The sequence below is a fragment of the Vibrio sp. E150_011 genome (assembly GCF_053544015.1).
In genome coordinates this window covers 197,847-214,414 of sequence record NZ_JBHFOL010000006.1, presented here as the reverse complement: position 1 = coordinate 214,414, position 16,568 = coordinate 197,847, and the positions used below count along the sequence as shown (strand labels likewise).

14 protein-coding genes are annotated in these 16,568 nt (G+C 42.0%); 7 read left to right on the top strand and 7 right to left on the bottom strand.

From position 1 onward, the window contains the following. Positions 1–54: 54 nt before the first annotated feature. The 3 genes from ACE1OE_RS12180 to ACE1OE_RS12170 form a co-directional block, all read right to left on the bottom strand. On the bottom strand, positions 55–1,527 hold the full coding sequence (locus ACE1OE_RS12180) for a phospholipase D-like domain-containing protein (protein ID WP_449211226.1): 1,473 nt from the start codon (positions 1,525–1,527) through the stop codon (positions 55–57). Between the two features lie 416 nt (positions 1,528–1,943). Further along, positions 1,944–2,378 carry a hypothetical protein gene (locus tag ACE1OE_RS12175; RefSeq protein ID WP_449211225.1) on the bottom strand — a complete coding sequence of 145 codons (435 nt, stop codon included), beginning with the start codon at positions 2,376–2,378 and terminating at the stop codon, positions 1,944–1,946. A 118-nt stretch (positions 2,379–2,496) separates the two neighbouring features. Next, positions 2,497–3,411, bottom strand: coding sequence for a LysR family transcriptional regulator (locus ACE1OE_RS12170; RefSeq protein ID WP_449211224.1), 915 nt, complete (start codon positions 3,409–3,411; stop codon positions 2,497–2,499). A gap of 335 nt (positions 3,412–3,746) precedes the next feature. On the opposite strand from ACE1OE_RS12170, the gene ACE1OE_RS12165 reads away from it, so the two are divergent. From ACE1OE_RS12165 to ACE1OE_RS12155, 3 genes are all read left to right on the top strand, one after another. Then, entirely contained in the window at positions 3,747–5,351 is a 1,605-nt protein-coding gene (locus ACE1OE_RS12165) for a hypothetical protein (protein ID WP_449211223.1), read from the top strand. 57 nt (positions 5,352–5,408) lie between these two features. Beyond that, positions 5,409–6,581, top strand: a complete 1,173-nt coding sequence (locus ACE1OE_RS12160; RefSeq protein ID WP_449211222.1) for a patatin-like phospholipase family protein — start codon at positions 5,409–5,411, stop codon at positions 6,579–6,581. A gap of 110 nt (positions 6,582–6,691) precedes the next feature. Next, entirely contained in the window at positions 6,692–7,882 is a 1,191-nt protein-coding gene (locus tag ACE1OE_RS12155; protein WP_449211221.1) for a BamA/TamA family outer membrane protein, read from the top strand. 764 nt (positions 7,883–8,646) lie between these two features. Here the strand turns inward: ACE1OE_RS12155 and pdxY are convergent. The 4 genes from pdxY to ACE1OE_RS12135 form a co-directional block, all read right to left on the bottom strand. Further along, positions 8,647–9,504 carry a pyridoxal kinase PdxY gene (gene pdxY, locus ACE1OE_RS12150; protein ID WP_449211220.1) on the bottom strand — a complete coding sequence of 286 codons (858 nt, stop codon included), beginning with the start codon at positions 9,502–9,504 and terminating at the stop codon, positions 8,647–8,649. A gap of 514 nt (positions 9,505–10,018) precedes the next feature. Next, positions 10,019–11,413 carry an FUSC family protein gene (locus ACE1OE_RS12145; protein WP_449211219.1) on the bottom strand — a complete coding sequence of 465 codons (1,395 nt, stop codon included), beginning with the start codon at positions 11,411–11,413 and terminating at the stop codon, positions 10,019–10,021. A 6-nt stretch (positions 11,414–11,419) separates the two neighbouring features. Next, the gene (locus ACE1OE_RS12140) at positions 11,420–12,286 is read right to left on the bottom strand and encodes an efflux RND transporter periplasmic adaptor subunit (RefSeq protein WP_449211218.1); all 867 of its coding nucleotides are present in this window, start codon (positions 12,284–12,286) and stop codon (positions 11,420–11,422) included. Between the two features lie 30 nt (positions 12,287–12,316). Then, a complete protein-coding gene (locus ACE1OE_RS12135; RefSeq protein WP_449211217.1) occupies positions 12,317–12,541 on the bottom strand; it encodes a DUF1656 domain-containing protein in 225 nt (74 codons plus the stop codon). Positions 12,542–12,801: 260 nt separating this feature from the next. Between ACE1OE_RS12135 and ACE1OE_RS12130 the strand changes: the two genes are divergently transcribed. The 4 genes from ACE1OE_RS12130 to ACE1OE_RS12115 all read left to right on the top strand — a co-directional run bounded on the left by ACE1OE_RS12130 (position 12,802) and on the right by ACE1OE_RS12115 (position 16,560). After that, positions 12,802–13,485, top strand: coding sequence for a spondin domain-containing protein (locus tag ACE1OE_RS12130; protein ID WP_449211216.1), 684 nt, complete (start codon positions 12,802–12,804; stop codon positions 13,483–13,485). 9 nt (positions 13,486–13,494) lie between these two features. After that, positions 13,495–14,190 (top strand): spondin domain-containing protein, encoded by a 696-nt coding sequence (locus tag ACE1OE_RS12125; RefSeq protein ID WP_449211215.1) that lies wholly within the window; start codon positions 13,495–13,497, stop codon positions 14,188–14,190. A gap of 84 nt (positions 14,191–14,274) precedes the next feature. Further along, the gene (locus tag ACE1OE_RS12120) at positions 14,275–15,048 is read left to right on the top strand and encodes a response regulator transcription factor (RefSeq protein WP_449211214.1); all 774 of its coding nucleotides are present in this window, start codon (positions 14,275–14,277) and stop codon (positions 15,046–15,048) included. A 132-nt stretch (positions 15,049–15,180) separates the two neighbouring features. Further along, complete coding sequence (locus ACE1OE_RS12115; RefSeq protein ID WP_449211259.1) at positions 15,181–16,560, top strand: sensor histidine kinase; 1,380 nt, start codon at positions 15,181–15,183, stop codon at positions 16,558–16,560. The last annotated feature ends 8 nt before the right edge of the window (positions 16,561–16,568 follow it).

Sequence of the window (16,568 nt, the reverse complement as noted above, 5' to 3'; positions counted from 1 at the left end):
CTCAGCTAGGTCCCCGTGTACTTGCAGTGCATGAGGGCCTATCTAGCGCATTGATTAAAGTTCAGATTCAATGTTTAAGCTTCGAAATAGGGCGTTGCTTACTGGGCTTAGTAGCGTTGTACCAGGTTCTTTGGTGATTTTTTGTGTATCGCTTTCCCATGATGTGTCGTTTTTATCTTGTTGAACATGCCAATAATAAGAATGGTCTTCGGAGAACAAGTAACGCTTTAATTGTTCGGCAAACGCTTCGCTTTCAATGACTATGCCAAACTCAAGGTTAAGAAAATCTGAGCGAGGATCGAAATTTGACGAACCGACGTAACTCAAAATGTTGTCCAAGATAAACGCTTTATTGTGGAAATGTCCGTTAGCAGAATGATAGTTGTCGCGATGGGTCGCGTCGGTGTCATATTCATAAATATTAACACCTAAATCAAGCAAACCCTGACGATGCTGCGCGTAATAAGCCGGTACGAATGGTGAGTCGTTCGATGCGGCTGAATTGGTAAACAGCGTGACATCGGCACCATGATTAATAAAATCAGGGATGACCTTAAACCCATCATTATGCGGTATCAAATAGGGGGTCGAAATAATCAACTCCTCTTTTTTACTTGGATAGCGATAAACAAAATGTTCTAAGCGCTTTTTGAAGTAAGGCATGGAGGTGCCGACCTTGTCTACCGAGTCAAAAATAGGAGTGATTTTGGCTGGGACGTAAATAGCGTCATCAAGCGCATTGACTTCAGATTCAATACGGGTGACCAATGCTTGATTTTGTTCCACTGATTTGGCGACCGCTTGAGTCAATTCGTCACTATTTTGTTTTTTTGATGTTATTAGTGCTTCTATCGGTGTGACTAAGTCGTTCTCCCACAATGCCAAAAAGTTTTCTTCGAAAGGGTTAATGACTTGACCTTTAATTAGGGTATCCAAATCGAAAAAATTATTTTTAGATTTGAAACTAAAGTAATCATCACCAATGTTGCGCCCCCCTAGAATCAGCACCTCGCCATCGATGTTGAAGTATTTTTCATGTAGGCGGTGGTTGAGTTGTGCTTTGTTGCTTTGATAATCAAACGATCGACCTAACCAGTTTGTTTTTCTCGACTTAAAAGGGTTGAAAATACGGATGTCGAGATTGGGGGTTTGGTTAGCGGACGCCAGCCATGTTTCGTTAAATATGAGTAAATCATCAAGGATAATTCGTACCTTTACTCCGCGCTTTGCCGCTTGTGTTAATGCATCCATCAGCATTAAACCAGATACGTCCTTAGTCCACGAAAAATATTCGATGTCGATTGATTTTTGCGCGGTACGAACAAGGGCTAAACGTTGTGCAAACGCCTGAGGCGCAGAAGAAATTAATGACACTTCTCCGTGGAAGGTCTGATATTGCCAATCACTTTCAAAATTATTGTCTACCTGTGGCTGATGGGTGGCACAACCTGAGATTAAAGCGAAGAGAAATAATACCGTGATTAATTGACGGTTAGGTTTCTGAAGAATAGAGCTCATTAAATTCATTGGCTTTCCTAGTAATTGAGTCCATTCAATGAGGTGTAATTTTTGGTTAAACGGTGGCAAAACATCGCTCCCAAAGTGCTACCGAACATCCTTCCACACACGTGGTACTTTGAGTGTCGGTTTTTTAACCTTTTTCTTAGCGACGACATCACCAATAGCAGTTGGTGAACAGGTTTCAATATGTCGTTTTACGACATAAAAAACCTCGAATTCATATTTATACTCGCAATAAAGATGTTCGCCTTTAATAAACTGGTCAGAAAGTTGTCCAGTTAATGTCGTACTATCAGTGGACTGAGCTAAAGTGAACGGCGTTATTAGTATGCTGATTAAAAGTGAAAGTTGTTTTCTTATCATGACTATTTAGCCTGTTTCTAATACAGAAACAGGCTCTATTACATATGAGGGCAGGGCGGTTACTTGTATTCGATCACTTTCGCGACAAACTCAACCATATCTGAATTACCGACCGTGTTTTGATAGAAGTCGACGGAGAAATATTTAGGTTGATCACGTTCGATGTGTTTAATAATGTTTTTGCTAATTTGATTTGGATTGATCGCGCTGTAAACATGGAACTTCTTGATTTTTTCCAAGTTCATCTCTTTTGCTTGGTCTGAAGAAATGTAACGCTCTGTGAAGTTTTCTTCTAATGTACCGACATATTGGATTGTTTCGAAGTTTGCTGATTGCTCCGTAACAACGAAAAGGCCAACATCAGCAGTTTGTTGCTCAAGGTGGCTCATTTCCTTATTAATGATATCGAGATTTTGTTCAGCGCTAAGATGAGGTTGCGCAAAAGCACTGGCAGAAGCACTGGCAATCATGGCCGATAAAAGTAGTTTGTTCATGGGTATCCTTTCTAAAATGTGGTGTAGATTTCGGAAAGGATAGTAATCGGACGAGTGAATTAGGAATAATCGCTTATGAAGGATTCAATCCTCACAAACTACGCATGCAGACTTAAAGTTAGCTTAGGCCTGCGTTTTTGTTGACGCGCTCTACATAACTGACTAGTGCGCTGGCAATCTCGCTATGTAATGTCCTTAGTTGCTTGGAATGAGGGGAGCAGATCGCCACGGGGATTCGAAAATTCTCTCTCACAGCGTCGGTTTCAATTTCAACAAGTCCGTGATCATCAAAGTCGGTGTAAGTCACAGCTCGAGGTAGCATTGCCCACCCCACATTGTGCTGAACGAGTTCCATGGCGACCGTAAGCTGATCAACATACTCATGATCGGCAGAAATAATAATCTTTGCTCCCATTTTGTCATCGAGTAAACTTTTAATAATCAGTTGTTTCGTCGTTTTGAGTAAACCCCAGCGTTCCGATTTAGGTGCTTTAGCGATGTCACTATCTTTTGCCGCGTAAATGCTGAAGGTAAGGTTATTTAATAGTGTCGATTGAATACTACTAATCATGCGTCGGTCGTCCGCATTGATGAGCCCGAACTGAATCTCATCTGCCAAGATGCCATCACGAATCTCTTGTCGGCTTTTTACCGAGAAATTCACTTTCATTGTAGGATGAAGTTCGAATAATCGAATTCGAATCGCTCGAATTGCACTTGGTGGAATAAAACTATTATAAGCAATATTAATGCTTTCTAGCTCACCAAAAGATAAGCTAAGCGCCACTTTATCAAATGAACGAGCTTGCTCAACAACGAGTTTTGCATAGGAATACAGTAGCTTGGCATCTTCAGTGGGTTTGGCCGTTCGGCCTATTCTTTGGAACAACTCAACCGCCAATTCATCCTCGAGATTATTGATGACTTGCCCGATAGTGGTTCGGTGCTTGTCGAGTTGAACCGCTGCTTTGCTAAATGATCCTTGTTCATAGACTGCCACGAAGCTGTTTAACTGCTCAATGCTAAAATTCATAGTGTTTGTTCCCAATCCTGTAATGTGTCGATCAGCCGCATAATTGTCAACAAGATAACATGTAGTCAAGATGATCAACACTGCGAACCGAACATGAACGAGTATAGTCATGAGGGTTACATCCTACAAACGCGATTCACCACTTTTGGGTATCAAGCATATTATATGCCCAACAACGAAGTGGTTACTTGTTTGTGTGCGTTTCATTTTATTAATGCAGTTTTAGCGCGCCAAGATAACACTTTATTTATAATTACGGATACAAGGAATTGTATATCGTAAAATAATTAACTAACGGAATTATAGTTTTGACTTCCGTTAATTAAGGTAATTAAATGTTCAAGCTTAAAAATAAAATGACTCGCACTCTTATTTCTATTTTTCCTTTGGCTTTTTCTGGTGCAGTTATTGCGAATGCCGATGCTGAAAATGTTGACACTTTACCATCGAAGCCAGCAACGATGGAAGAGTATGGGGTTCCTAAGTATCTACCAAAGTTGGGAATTAGCGCGATGGTACAGGAATTACACTTTGTTGAGCATGCGCGCAAAAAAGTAACGATTGCTGACCAAGTTCGTGAATCAGAAGTTTACCTGGTTCAGACTACGGATAAAAAAGGGAATATTGATTTACGCATTAAATATGACCCTAATAATGTTAACGAAAATGAAAATTTGCTCGAAAACATTGAGTCTATTACAAAAGCTGAATATCAAATGCGTCAATACGCTGAAATGTATGATAAAGAATCAGTGAAAGTTAAAGATCTTGGCAATGGCGACCTTGAAATAACGTTTGATTATTCAAAATATACACTACCACAAGATTTGGCGTATTTTAGGTTCATGCAAGGCAAGTTGCTGTTAACCGATGGCCAACCTGTATCTTTAATTGTGACTAATCGCCAACCGTTTACTCAAGGTAAATACTTGATTGATAGTTATCAGCAGACGACATTCTTTGATACCTTACTTAACGGTCGCACGGTGATTAAAGATAAAAAAATAACAGCGATAGGTAAACATAAAAAGAAAGCAGCGAAAATTGAAATTGACTTAACCCCGGTCGTTTATTACGACGATAATTTGGGGGCCGTAGTGAAGGATGAAGCACTGCTCACTAAAGTCTCGGATCCACGTATGAGAGAAGAATACGTAGAGTTGGATCGTACCTTCCCGCTAATGGCTGATATGGTTAGACGTCAGGGTATTGACGTACCACTACCGTTTGGTATTTCGGTCGCTTATCGTAATCAAGATATGGATTTTAATTTTACTGATTTCAATATCATGGGGATGGGGCTTAATGACTTTTTTGATCCCGAACAAACGATAGCCCATGTGACGGCGGAGTCTCTAACGATTCGTGGTGATGTCAATATTTTGCCATTTTGGAATGTGTTTGGGTACGTAGGTCAGATCGATGTAAATGCAGTGGTTGATGCGACATTTAAAGGATTGGATACTCCTTGGCCTTTACCTGACTTGCCATCAGTACAATTTGGTGTACCGATTCATCTTCAGTACGACTTAATCGGTGCTGGTACGACATTATCGGCGGGTTATAAAGAATTTTTCGCTTCGGTAACGGGTACATACTCGCTGACAAGACTTAAGGGTAACAATAACGCTGATTGGGGTGATGGTATTGTGACTATCCAACCGATGCTAGGTTATCAACTGGTTGACTATCGAGCGCAAATTTTTATTGGTGCTGAGTATCAGGGACTAAGACCACGTATGAGTGGAAATCTAGGTAAGGTTGAGATTCCCTATTTTGGCGAAAAAGAATTTGATTATGATGTAGGAGTGGATCTAAATAAGTGGGCTTACCTCGTCGGCTTCAATAAGCAAATCGGCAAGCACTATAATCTAACGATGTTATATAACCGAGGCGAAACAAGAAATGCGCTAACTGTTAACTTGGGTTATCGATTCTAGTTGGAATAACTCGCCTGTTTCTTAATCTTATTTATATTATTTTGTTTGAGTTCTATTATGAAAACCAAATTTGGCATCGTTGTGCTGTCAGTATTGCTGTCTGCATGTTCAACACATCACGCTTTGGATGAGCGTGTTACTAAAGAAAATTATCAACTTGTTACCGTTAGTGGGACAGAAAAACTAAATTTAGAAGAACCGGTTCGATTTTGGGGTGGTGAAAAACCAGACTTTCTTACCTCTGATGTCGCGCATTCACCTGTGATTACGGTAAATGGTGACCGCTTAAACATCTTGGCGCTTTCTGGCGGAGGGGCGAATGGCGCATTTGGTGCCGGCGTGATAAATGGTTTATACGATGCTGGTGAACTCCCTGATTATTCAATCATTACAGGCATAAGCGCTGGCGCACTCATCGCTCCGTTTGTCTATACGGGAGGCGAGGATATTCACCAACTTAAAGAAGTCATGCTGGGGCTAAATGATGACAGAGTGTTGGGGAAAAAGAACTTCCTTAATACGTTGTTCAAAGATGCCTTTACCAATGGCCAGAGTTTGTTGTTATTAATGCAAGAGATCTATGACTCCGAAATGATTGAGCGTATGGCGGAGCGACATAGACAAGGCAAGCGTCTTTTCATTGGCACAACACATTTTGATTCTGGTCAGCAATCGGTATGGAATATTGGCCAAATAGCTGACAGCAACCTTGAAAACAAGGCGGATCTCATTCATCAAATACTGGCGGCAAGTTCGTCGATACCCGGCGTTTTTCCACCACAATTTATTTCGGTAAATTACGAAGGTGAGACGCTGGAAGAGTTACACGTTGATGGTGGGTTAACCTACCAAATGTTCTTTGATCCAGCGAATTACGATTATGGACAAATGAGCAAGGCGATGGGGCTAAAAAATAAGCCACAGGTCCATGTAATCAGAAACGGGACGCTGAAAAGCTCATATCAACGCGTTGCCGATAAGGGGGTCGACTTATTAACTCGAAGCATCACGAGTTTGACGTTACAACAAACTCGTGGAGATATGTATCGAATGCTCTATATGAGTAAAGAAAGTGATTTAGATATAGATTTTACTTATGTGGATCCTGAGTTTAAAGCGCACAAACAGAGCAAAAAAATGTTTGATACTGAGTATATGGTTAACCTGTACAACTATGGTTATAGGAAAGCACAAGGTTTAAACCTTTGGACTAAAGAAGTTCCTCAATAACGATTAATTCTTTTATATATGAAAGAACAAACACTTTAATTTTGGCTCGATTAATATTTAAGAAAATATGATTTTCAATATTAATCGAGTTTTTTACGCAAGACAATATTATGCCTATTAAACATCATCAACTATTTTTATTTACTATAATTAGTCTGTTTTCTACACCAACGTTTGCAAGTTTTTTAGACCCGATTGACGGCCAATTTGATATGGGCGACTACTTGGCCAATAATGCACACGGCTTTATGCCTATACCAATACTGATCACTGAACCTGCAGTAGGGGTCGGGGGCGGGTTTTTAGGCATGTTTCTCCATGAATCAGAGAAAGACAAACAGAATAGAAAAGCACACGCTTTAAGTTCAACGGACGGTGGGGCGCAATTACTAGCGCCCGCGATTACTGTCGCAGGTGGTGCCGTTACTGACAACGGAACCTGGATGGCTCTGGTTGCTCATCGTCATACGTGGAATGATGATAGCATTAGATACTTGGGAGGAATGGGATATGGCCATGCCAATATCGATGTTTTTCGTCGTGCCCCTGATAACTGGCCTATTGATGCATCATTGCAAATGTCGACGGCTAGTGAAGGTTTTCTACTAAAACAACATGTTGAATTTCGGCTACCCAATACCCAGCTTTTTTTGGGTGTTTCACAAAGCGTGTCAACGTTCTCTACGAGTATAAATAGTGCGTCGGTTGACTTATCAGGTCATATTATCGATATCCCCAATATATCACAGTCATTGCAAAGCACCGTATCTTCTCTAGGTGTGATAGCGGAACTGGATACAAGGAACAACTTGTTTTTTCCAACCAAAGGGGCGTCGATTGTCGCTGAGTATATGATTTATGATGAGGCACTGGGTAGTGACTACAATTATCACACTTTGGATGTGGACGCGTTCAAATATGTGCCCGTGAATGACTCGCTGACACTGGGGTTTGCAGGCTCGTATAGTTCATTAAAAACGGAAGAATTGTTTTTGCCTCCACTGTCTAATCCGTATATCAATATGCGAGGGGTGGCGGCGTTTAAATATCAAGGCAATGAAGTCAGCACTCTGCAAGCGCAAGCGATGTGGCACATGACTTCAAGGTGGACTTTAACTGGTTTTTATGGCGTCGGGTCAGCAGCAGAAGAGTCCGAAGCGCTGTATGAAAGTACGGTAAGTGCGTATGGTGCTGGTTTTAGATACAACATTGCGCGTCGCTATGGATTAAATGTCGGTATGGACTACGCTATCAGCGAAGGTGAAGGCACACTTTATTTTCAAGTTGGGACGGGTTTTTAGTAGAGTTAAACCTCTCCTATACCGGGATTGATTTAAAACAATGTTGTTATTGCCGTGGCTTATTATAAGGCACGGCTTTTTTATACCTGTGACTGTGACTGTGACTGTGACTGTAATAAATAAATGGTAGTCGTAAATCGTATAGCTAGCGTTTTGGATATAGAAAGTGAGCCAAGGTGTGCTTTGAGCTGTTTTCAGTAGCGAGTGGCACCATAGTCTCTGATGGGAAAATGAACGAACCGTTAGCGGAGTTGTTAAGTCAATGACATTCCGATTAAGCGACCACAGAGAATTATTTAATGAGGTGCATCAACACTCGGTCTCGATTGATATCTGCGGGGTGCCTTGGCGGCGCTCGTGAGGGAATGATAGCAGAAAAATTGGGCATCCTTTCCCAATACAAGAGCATGGCTCAAAACGTTATGTCCATTCACAAAAATTCATTACATTACCAAGAAGCGTAGTTAACTTGGTCGTCAGATTATAAGTGGGTATGAGTTAGCGTGATAATCGCATTTGAAGGACCAAACCCTTCAATTTATCTGTTTCTAGGTTAGCAGCAAGGGGAGTGATAACGCGCTGTTTACGAAGAGACGTATCAGGCATGTATTTGAGCTAAAGTGATGAGTCAGTAGTGAGCAGCAGTGCTCACTACATGATGAGAGTTTGAGAAGTCAAAACGAACGGTCCGATAACCGTGTTTAGAATATTTCGTATCGTCTGTTTTGAAGAGCAATACCTTGCGAGAGCACAAGGTATTATATCTAGTAGATGCGTTGAACCATAAAGCGGTCTTTGGGTTCGATGAGACAATCTTGTGCAGAAACAATTTGAAGCTCTCGTACATTCTGTATATGAGTTTCTTTTAGTATGCCGTAGCAAGCATTGTTAGCGTATTCGAATGCCTTGTGCGCCTCTAGTCCACTTAACAAACCTGCGGTGAAAAGTGCGGAGATTAAATCACCAACGCCAACGGGTTGTTCGTCGAACTCAATGAAAGGCCTTTGAACCATATAGCATAGGTCTTTCATTGCGAATAACATGGTGAAGACATTGTCTGAAATACTATGAAGGTGTTTCACCACGACCATTGTGGGACCTAGCGTCAATGCTTTTCGGCATGCTGAAATCGCATCTTGTAAGGACTCAATAGTAATGCCAGTAATGGCAGCTAACTCAAATTGATTGGGTACGAGAACGTCGGCAATCGGTGTTAGGTGTTCGATGATAGCATTGGTGACATCATCACTAACAACGTCTTCTTTGTTGGGGCCGCCCATCACGGGATCGCAAACGTAGATTGCATTTGGGTTTGAGCATTTTACTTGCTTTACTAACTTTCTAATCTCAAGTGCTTGAGCGCCGTTAGTTAAATAACCGGACAATACACCTTGGCATTCACTTAATGCGCCAATTCGGTCGAGTCCTAACGTCAATTCACCGATTAAACTGGCGTTAAATTTGGTTCCTGTCCAACCTTGTTTGTATTGTGCGTTATTTGAAAATTGTACGGTATGGATTGGCCATACTTCGAATCCCAAACGTTGCAACGGAAAGACTGCAGCGCTGTTGCCAGCACGTCCGTAAACCACATGGGATTGAATGGAGATAATACCTTTCATAATATGCCTACTTAATTATGAGTTAGATTAAAAGTTGAGTGTTGAACTGAGCAAAGTAGTCATCGAGAACACGACGATTTTCAGAGTGATAGTGGTCATACTTGCTAGGCAACATAATGAAAATCAGATGAATTTAATATAACCTTATAGTTAAATTCTGAATGATGTTCATATCTACATCAGTGCTTTTTATCAGTGTTTTGTTTTAATTTATTAGGGTTGAATCTGTTTGCTAATTGTAGATTTCTTCCCTTTATAGGATCCTATAATAAAGTAATAATGATATTTTAAATAATCGTTTTTGATGGGCGAAACCATCGCAAATTAGGTTTTTTATTATACATCAGGCAGTCAATTGTTATTTTTGTAGATTGTTACTATTATAGTTCGTTGCGTTAGTGGGTTGTTTGCAAGTTATTATAAACAACCCTGATATATTAAATTTATAGGTTTATGAAAGTAGTGGCATTAATGTTATTGTCTGGTTTTACGTTTGCGAATTATTTTGTTCGTTTTATGTAGGGCTAATTCGATGAGGAAATAATACCTCGGGCTGAATTAAATCTATAAAAAACTTACAAATAGCCAGAGACATGAACACAAGAATAATCATGATGATTGGGGTTTGGATATCGTATGTTGGAGTCAGGTGCAACGTTCCATTAGTCAAAACGACAAGCAGTTGCCCGCCTAACATTTTTTGTAAGGGTTGTTTAAGTATGTCGCATATTAACCAAATACAAAATAAATTAGCGAAATAGAAAGCAGCAAGCTGCCACGCTTCGGTCAGTACTGGCATAATCAATACAAATTGAATCAAAATGACGACCGAAAATACTAAGAAACCGCCGATGACGTGTTTAATCATGGATTTAGGCATGGTAACCAGAGAATTAGCAAGCACACACGCTAACATTGGGAACGTTGTGCCGCCTGGTACCGGCAGGTGTATCCATATCAAAAAACTTGTTGCGACAATACATGCGTTTTGTAGAACGGTCATGAATCGTGCTTGGTAATTAGTAAATACAGTGAGTGTTGGCTTAGTTTGTTTAATGAGCGCTTTACCTTCACGATCCGTTAACCCTAATAAGGCTGGTAGCGTCTTGCTTGAACAATCGTTTATGGCATTTTGAGTGAGAAGGCGCTTTATTGTTGAGTAGCGGTGTATCAATAACTGCTCAGATTCTGGCGACTCTATTTCTCGTTCCGCACTCTCTATCAACGCGGCTAGTAAAATCTGATAGTTTTTCTTGTTACTTGCTAGATCATGGCTTCCGTTAAGTGGTAAAGATAACAAGGAAATAAGGCGTTTTTTTGCCGTGGAAAACTCGACGTCTGTTGACGATTTATCGAATAAACTAGGGTACCGGGCACTGACGATTTTTTTCCGTATTGCTTCAAGTGCATCTTCAAACGAACTTTTGACCAACTGCTGGGTTTCTTGTTGCCCTAAGAAGGTGTAGACAAACGTGAAGACGAGAACGCCTAGTATGGTTTCTTGCAAACGAGTCACTGCTATCTGAAATGTTGCCACATTATCAAGACCACCAACCATCGCGATTAAAGTACAAACGGTCAACGCCATTTTAAATAGGTAGCCGTGATATTGGCAGCCTGACAAGTAGATAAGAATGGAAGAGACCGCGATAAACGTCGTCATAAAGTAAATAGGACTTTGTGGAAACAATGCGACAAGAATAACAGCAAGTATACTGCCGAGCGCGGCACCGAGTATGCGTTCCTTGCCTGTTTTAATTGAATGCCCAAATGATTCATTGGTTGCGAGAATGACGACAGTAGCGGCGGCCCAATATGCCTTTTCCCATCCAAGCCACAATGCGATTAACAGCGCAGCAGGAACCGCTATGCTAATTTTTAATGCTTCTCTTATATCTAACTTACCCATATCGACCTACAGAGATTTATGTACTAAGACGGATGCTGTGGTTCCAACAATGAGGTTAAAGTCATCAGGTGTTTCTGTGAGCTTTACTTTAACCGGCACACGTTGAGCCAAGCGAATCCATTGGAAATTTGGATTAACGGTCGGAAGTAGGAAAGATCCAGTGCTCCCGTCTTGTTTTGAAATACCAAACCCCATGCTTTCTACATACCCATGTAATGGGGTATCTGGGTGCGACATGAGTGTCACTTGTGCCTCAGAACCCAGTCGGATGTTGCGAAGATCGGTTTCTTCAAAAAAACCTTCCACCCAAAAGCTGTCGTCTTCGATCAAGGCTACGACGGGTTGATTAGCGACAACTTGAGAACCCTGCTGTAGATTTAGGTTGGTAATGAATCCATCTGTTGGTGCAACGACTGTCGTGAACTCTAGGTTAAGTTCAGCGACTTTTGTTGCTGCCGCAGCCGCTTTAACGTTGGCGCTCGCGGTTTGTATGTCATTTTCTAGGTTGTTTAACGTTAATACAGGGACTGATCCAGGGGTGATTTTCTCTAGTGCCGCAGAGCGATGTTCCTCGTTTTTTGCGCGTTCGAGTAAGGCTTTGGCTTGCAGTAAATTTGCACGGGCTTGATCAAGTGATGCGATAAAGACGCTTTGGTCTATTTCAAATAATACGTCTCCGGCTTTAACAAAATGATTGTCTTCGACATTTAATTGGGTAACCGGCCCTGTTACTCGCGGTGTGACCTCGATGATATGTGCTCGAATCTGTCCGTCTCTTGTCCATGGGTTTTCGATATAATCAGTGTAACGCTGTATACCGAAGTAAGCGGCGATGACAATAATTAATAACGATGAGAGTATTTTTTTTGACATGGGGAGTACCTTTTCACGCTCAAGCTGGATCTAAAAGAGAAGCAAGTATTGACTGATTAATAATGCGTAAATGGCGGCAATTGCGACTTCTACGACAGCATACGCATAAAAAAATCGGTGCCACTTCATATAAATAACGACTTTGCTGGTCAACAGCGTAAGCAGATAACTCAGAACGCACACTAACAAGAAAGGGGGAAAATAGATCCCTCCCAGCTCAAGTTCATGAGGCATCGAAACGAGTGAATATGGCATTGGTTTCTCATTCATCTTGTTGAAATGATAAGTGAGTGATGTCGGCATTTAACACTAACTCACTTGACTAATAGAGAGTTTATAAGTGTGTTGTAGAAATCAGTAATCGGTTTTGTAGGATGATACCCATCCAAAGTATGGTGAGTATTCATGGATAAACTTGTGAGATTTTTATGAGAACTGTGTGAAAGGGGAGATAGATATAAGGTGCATGCTTATTGGGTATTAAGAACGATCAAACCAATAAGGATGGAATTGACATGAACAAACATACTCAGCTAGGACTTATTTTTACATCGGTGACGGCCGCACTTTCCGGTGTTTCCGCACAAGCCGCTGAACTCGATATTACGCTAACCAACGCCACTAAGGGCATTTATTTTACGCCGTTGATTGTCGCGGCACACGATTCAACCCTCGTGATGTTTAGAACAGGCGAAAGTGCTTCTCCTGAACTTGAAGCGATGGCAGAAGGTGGTGATATTTCTGGGCTTTCATCCGTAATAGCGAATGCGGGTGGTGTCGTCGTAGAAAACCCAGCAAGTGGCATTCTTAATCCAGGTGATCAAACCACATTCTCTATCGACACCGGCACAATGGGTTACTTGTCAATTTCGGCTATGTTACTGCCGACAAATGATGGATTTGTTGGACTTGATAGTTGGGAAATCCCGAGCGAAGCTGGGACTTATAAGGTGCGACTCCGTGGGTACGATGCGGGTACAGAAGCGAATGATGAATTAGCAGCGAGCATGCCTAATCCACCATTCATTACTTTCGGTGCTGGGGGTTCTGGTGTTGAAACTACCGTGACAAACGCCAAAGTCCACGTTCATGCGGGAAATCTTGGTGATAGCGACCCTGCCGCAGGCATCAGTGATTTAGACAATGCAAGCCATCGTTGGTTAAATCCGGTTGCCACTTTAACTGTTGTTGTTAAGTAAGGGATTATTATGAAATATAAACTATTCATGATTGCCAGTTCCGTCGCATTACTAGCAGGTTGTCCGGATGATTCAAACAATATAAGCGCCGACACGATGCGAACGTACACCGTGACGGTGAAGAATACGACGGCTAATCAACCCATGTCTCCTCTTGCGGTACTTGCTCATAATAACCAGTACGAACTATTTTCTGTTGGCGTTCCTGTATCGCTTGAGCTTGAAAAACTCGCAGAATCGGGCAGCAATAGTGACATTCTAAGCTTGCAAGCCACCCAAAGTAATGTGGAACTGGGGGTTTCTGGTAATGGACTGATACTTCCTGGGTCATCAGATACCGTGACTTTTAGTATTGATTCCTCTAGTGCAAATGAATTGTCATTGGCATCAATGTTGGTTAACACCAATGATGCATTTATTGGGGAGACAGGTATTAGTCTCGACTCATTAAGTGTGAATGAGAGCTACGAGATGGCAATGAACGTATGGGACGCGGGGACAGAAGGCGATAGCGAGTCTTCCAGCACCATCCCGGGTCCTGCTGGTGGAGGGGAAGGTTTCAATGCCGCTCGTGACGATATAGATAGACTTGCGTTTCATGCGGGGGTTATCTCTGTTGATGACGGATTAATTGGCTCTGCATTGAATGCCAGTCACCGCTTTGCAAGCACTGGTGCCTTGCTGACGATAATTCGTACCAAGTGAAAGATATCGCGCCTTGCTTCGGTCTGGTTTTCTACTGCGTGATTAAATTCGCGTTATTTCACCAAACCAAAGCAAGGAGCGAGCATGGTCACAAAGGAAAGACCAGTCACCGAAGTATTAAACCCTGACGCCGCGACGATTATGCTAGTGGAGGACGACGAAGACCTCGCGGGCTTGATACAAATGCACCTTAAATTTCAGGGCCATCACGTCATTCGAGCGACAAGTGTCAAAGAAGGCATTGAGCGCTATAGTGAACAATCCATTGATATGCTGGTACTGGATCGCGGTCTTCCTGATGGTGATGGGTTAGATGTCTGCTTGCAACTGAGACATCAAAACGACTGGGTGCCAATAATAATGATGACGGCGCGTGATTCAGAGATGGACAAAGTTGATGGACTAGAAGCAGGGGTGGACGACTATATTACTAAGCCTTTTAGTGTACTCGAGTTTCAGGCGAGGGTACGAAATACTCTTCGACGTCATCATCGCCAGCATAAGACCGAACACCTAACGCCCATCCATTCAGAAACCAAACACGAGTCGCCAGCATTAAGTTTAGGCTCATTGTCTATTTATCCTGAGCAACACACGGTAGCACTTGCAGGTCAACATCTTGATTTAACGGCGACCGAATTCACGCTCTTGCATTTTCTTGCACGTCGTCCCGGTCGCGTATACAGCAAGGATGAGTTGCTGGAACATGTTTGGGATACGCATCATAGTGGTTATCATCACACGGTTTGTAGCACCATTAACCGCCTACGAACCAAGCTAAACAAGGCTCATAGCGTACATAATTATATTCAAACGGTGTGGGGTGTGGGGTACAAATTTTTGCCGGATAGTGTGTGATGCATGCTTCTGAAAATCAGCCATAACACAATCTTTCGAGTGTTTTGGGGTTGATGTGGGCGCTAAAAATAAAAAATCGTTTTGAAATTCGATGCAATGGAGGAAGTCATGGTGCCAGGTAACAAGGCTGCGATGAGTTTTAAATCTCGCTTAATTTTGCTAACCAGCGTGTGGTTTTTATTGGCGTCGGCACTTATCGCCTTTACTTACGATTGGCAAAGAAAAACGACGGAACTCCGAACAAAACAGAGCCTACATAAAGAATTGGCTTCGCATATGCGTGACGATAACCCTTTGATGATTGGTACCGATTATAATCCAGTGGCACTCAAGTCTATTTTTCATACCTTGATGTTGATAGGTCCCGACTTTGAGATTTATTTTCTCGATAGCCAAGGCAATATTACCAGTCATGCCGCGCCAGAAGGCGCCGAGTTAATGGATAAAGTGGATACGGCCCCAATCCAACGTTTTCTGATCAACGAACCGTTTCCTATTCTTGGTGATGATCCCCGACACAGCGACCAAAAGAAAGTGTTTTCAGTGGCTGCAATTACTGAATTAGGCTCGACCATCGGATATTTATACGTGGTTATTGGCAGTAGTCGACATACCGACATTGCTAATTCGCAACTGGATACACCCTACCTAGCACTCGCGTCACTCATTCTCTTGTCTATTTTGGGTTTCAGCCTACTTGCATATTGGCTCGTTAAGCGCAGTTTATTGTTGCCGATGGAACGTGTGACGAGAAACTTGCAAGAGCAGGCAGAACAAGACTTTCGTTTAACCCCTGATTTTACGCATCAAGTGCCTGAACTAGTGCCGATTGCAGAGCAATATCAACTCATGGCAAAACGGATACAACAACAATTTTTGCAGCTTGAATATCAATCCAGTGCACAGCGTGAATCTCTTATGACATTAAGTCACGATCTGAAAACGCCTCTGTCGAGTGTGTTGGGTTATTTAGAAACTTGGCGCTTACAAAGCTCGACCCCTGATCCATTAATCGATATTGCTTTCAATAATAGTGTCAAACTCTCAGCTCAGTTGCAGTCTCTGCTTAAAGCTGCGAAAAAGCAACCGGCGTTACCGGTTTATCAATATGAATCCGTTAATCTTTCTAAGGTGTTACACACCTGCAAACAAACGATTCAAGTTGAGCTAAACCGGCGCGCGTTAACCTTATATATGGATACAAATCGTGAAATTTGGACGATTGGAGATGAGTCACTTTTAGAGCGAATGTTGTTAAACCTCTTGGAAAATGCGATACGGCATAGCCCTTTTGGGGGGCAAATTATCGCTACGGTATTGGAGAATACAGAAGGCAGACGAATTGAATTCAGTCTCGTTAATAGCATTGAACCCCAAGCAAAAAATGGCAGCCTAGGTATCGGAACGAAAATCGTAAAATCGATCCTTATGCTTCATCATAGTTACCTTGAAACGGACATTTCTAATGAACAGTGCATCCAACGGTTTGAATTAGAAGCGCTGAATGTTTAGCTAAAGAG

Coding starts and splice junctions, on each gene's coding strand:
- ACE1OE_RS12165 (WP_449211223.1), top strand. CDS start 3,747: ATGTTCAAGCTTAAAAATAAAATGACTCGCACTCTTATTTCTATTTTT.
- ACE1OE_RS12130 (WP_449211216.1), top strand. CDS start 12,802: ATGAACAAACATACTCAGCTAGGACTTATTTTTACATCGGTGACGGCC.
- ACE1OE_RS12120 (WP_449211214.1), top strand. CDS start 14,275: ATGGTCACAAAGGAAAGACCAGTCACCGAAGTATTAAACCCTGACGCC.
- ACE1OE_RS12160 (WP_449211222.1), top strand. CDS start 5,409: ATGAAAACCAAATTTGGCATCGTTGTGCTGTCAGTATTGCTGTCTGCA.
- ACE1OE_RS12170 (WP_449211224.1), bottom strand. CDS start 3,411: ATGAATTTTAGCATTGAGCAGTTAAACAGCTTCGTGGCAGTCTATGAA.
- ACE1OE_RS12115 (WP_449211259.1), top strand. CDS start 15,181: ATGAGTTTTAAATCTCGCTTAATTTTGCTAACCAGCGTGTGGTTTTTA.
- ACE1OE_RS12145 (WP_449211219.1), bottom strand. CDS start 11,413: ATGGGTAAGTTAGATATAAGAGAAGCATTAAAAATTAGCATAGCGGTT.
- ACE1OE_RS12175 (WP_449211225.1), bottom strand. CDS start 2,378: ATGAACAAACTACTTTTATCGGCCATGATTGCCAGTGCTTCTGCCAGT.
- ACE1OE_RS12180 (WP_449211226.1), bottom strand. CDS start 1,527: ATGAATTTAATGAGCTCTATTCTTCAGAAACCTAACCGTCAATTAATC.
- ACE1OE_RS12135 (WP_449211217.1), bottom strand. CDS start 12,541: ATGCCATATTCACTCGTTTCGATGCCTCATGAACTTGAGCTGGGAGGG.
- ACE1OE_RS12125 (WP_449211215.1), top strand. CDS start 13,495: ATGAAATATAAACTATTCATGATTGCCAGTTCCGTCGCATTACTAGCA.
- ACE1OE_RS12155 (WP_449211221.1), top strand. CDS start 6,692: ATGCCTATTAAACATCATCAACTATTTTTATTTACTATAATTAGTCTG.
- pdxY (WP_449211220.1), bottom strand. CDS start 9,504: ATGAAAGGTATTATCTCCATTCAATCCCATGTGGTTTACGGACGTGCT.
- ACE1OE_RS12140 (WP_449211218.1), bottom strand. CDS start 12,286: ATGTCAAAAAAAATACTCTCATCGTTATTAATTATTGTCATCGCCGCT.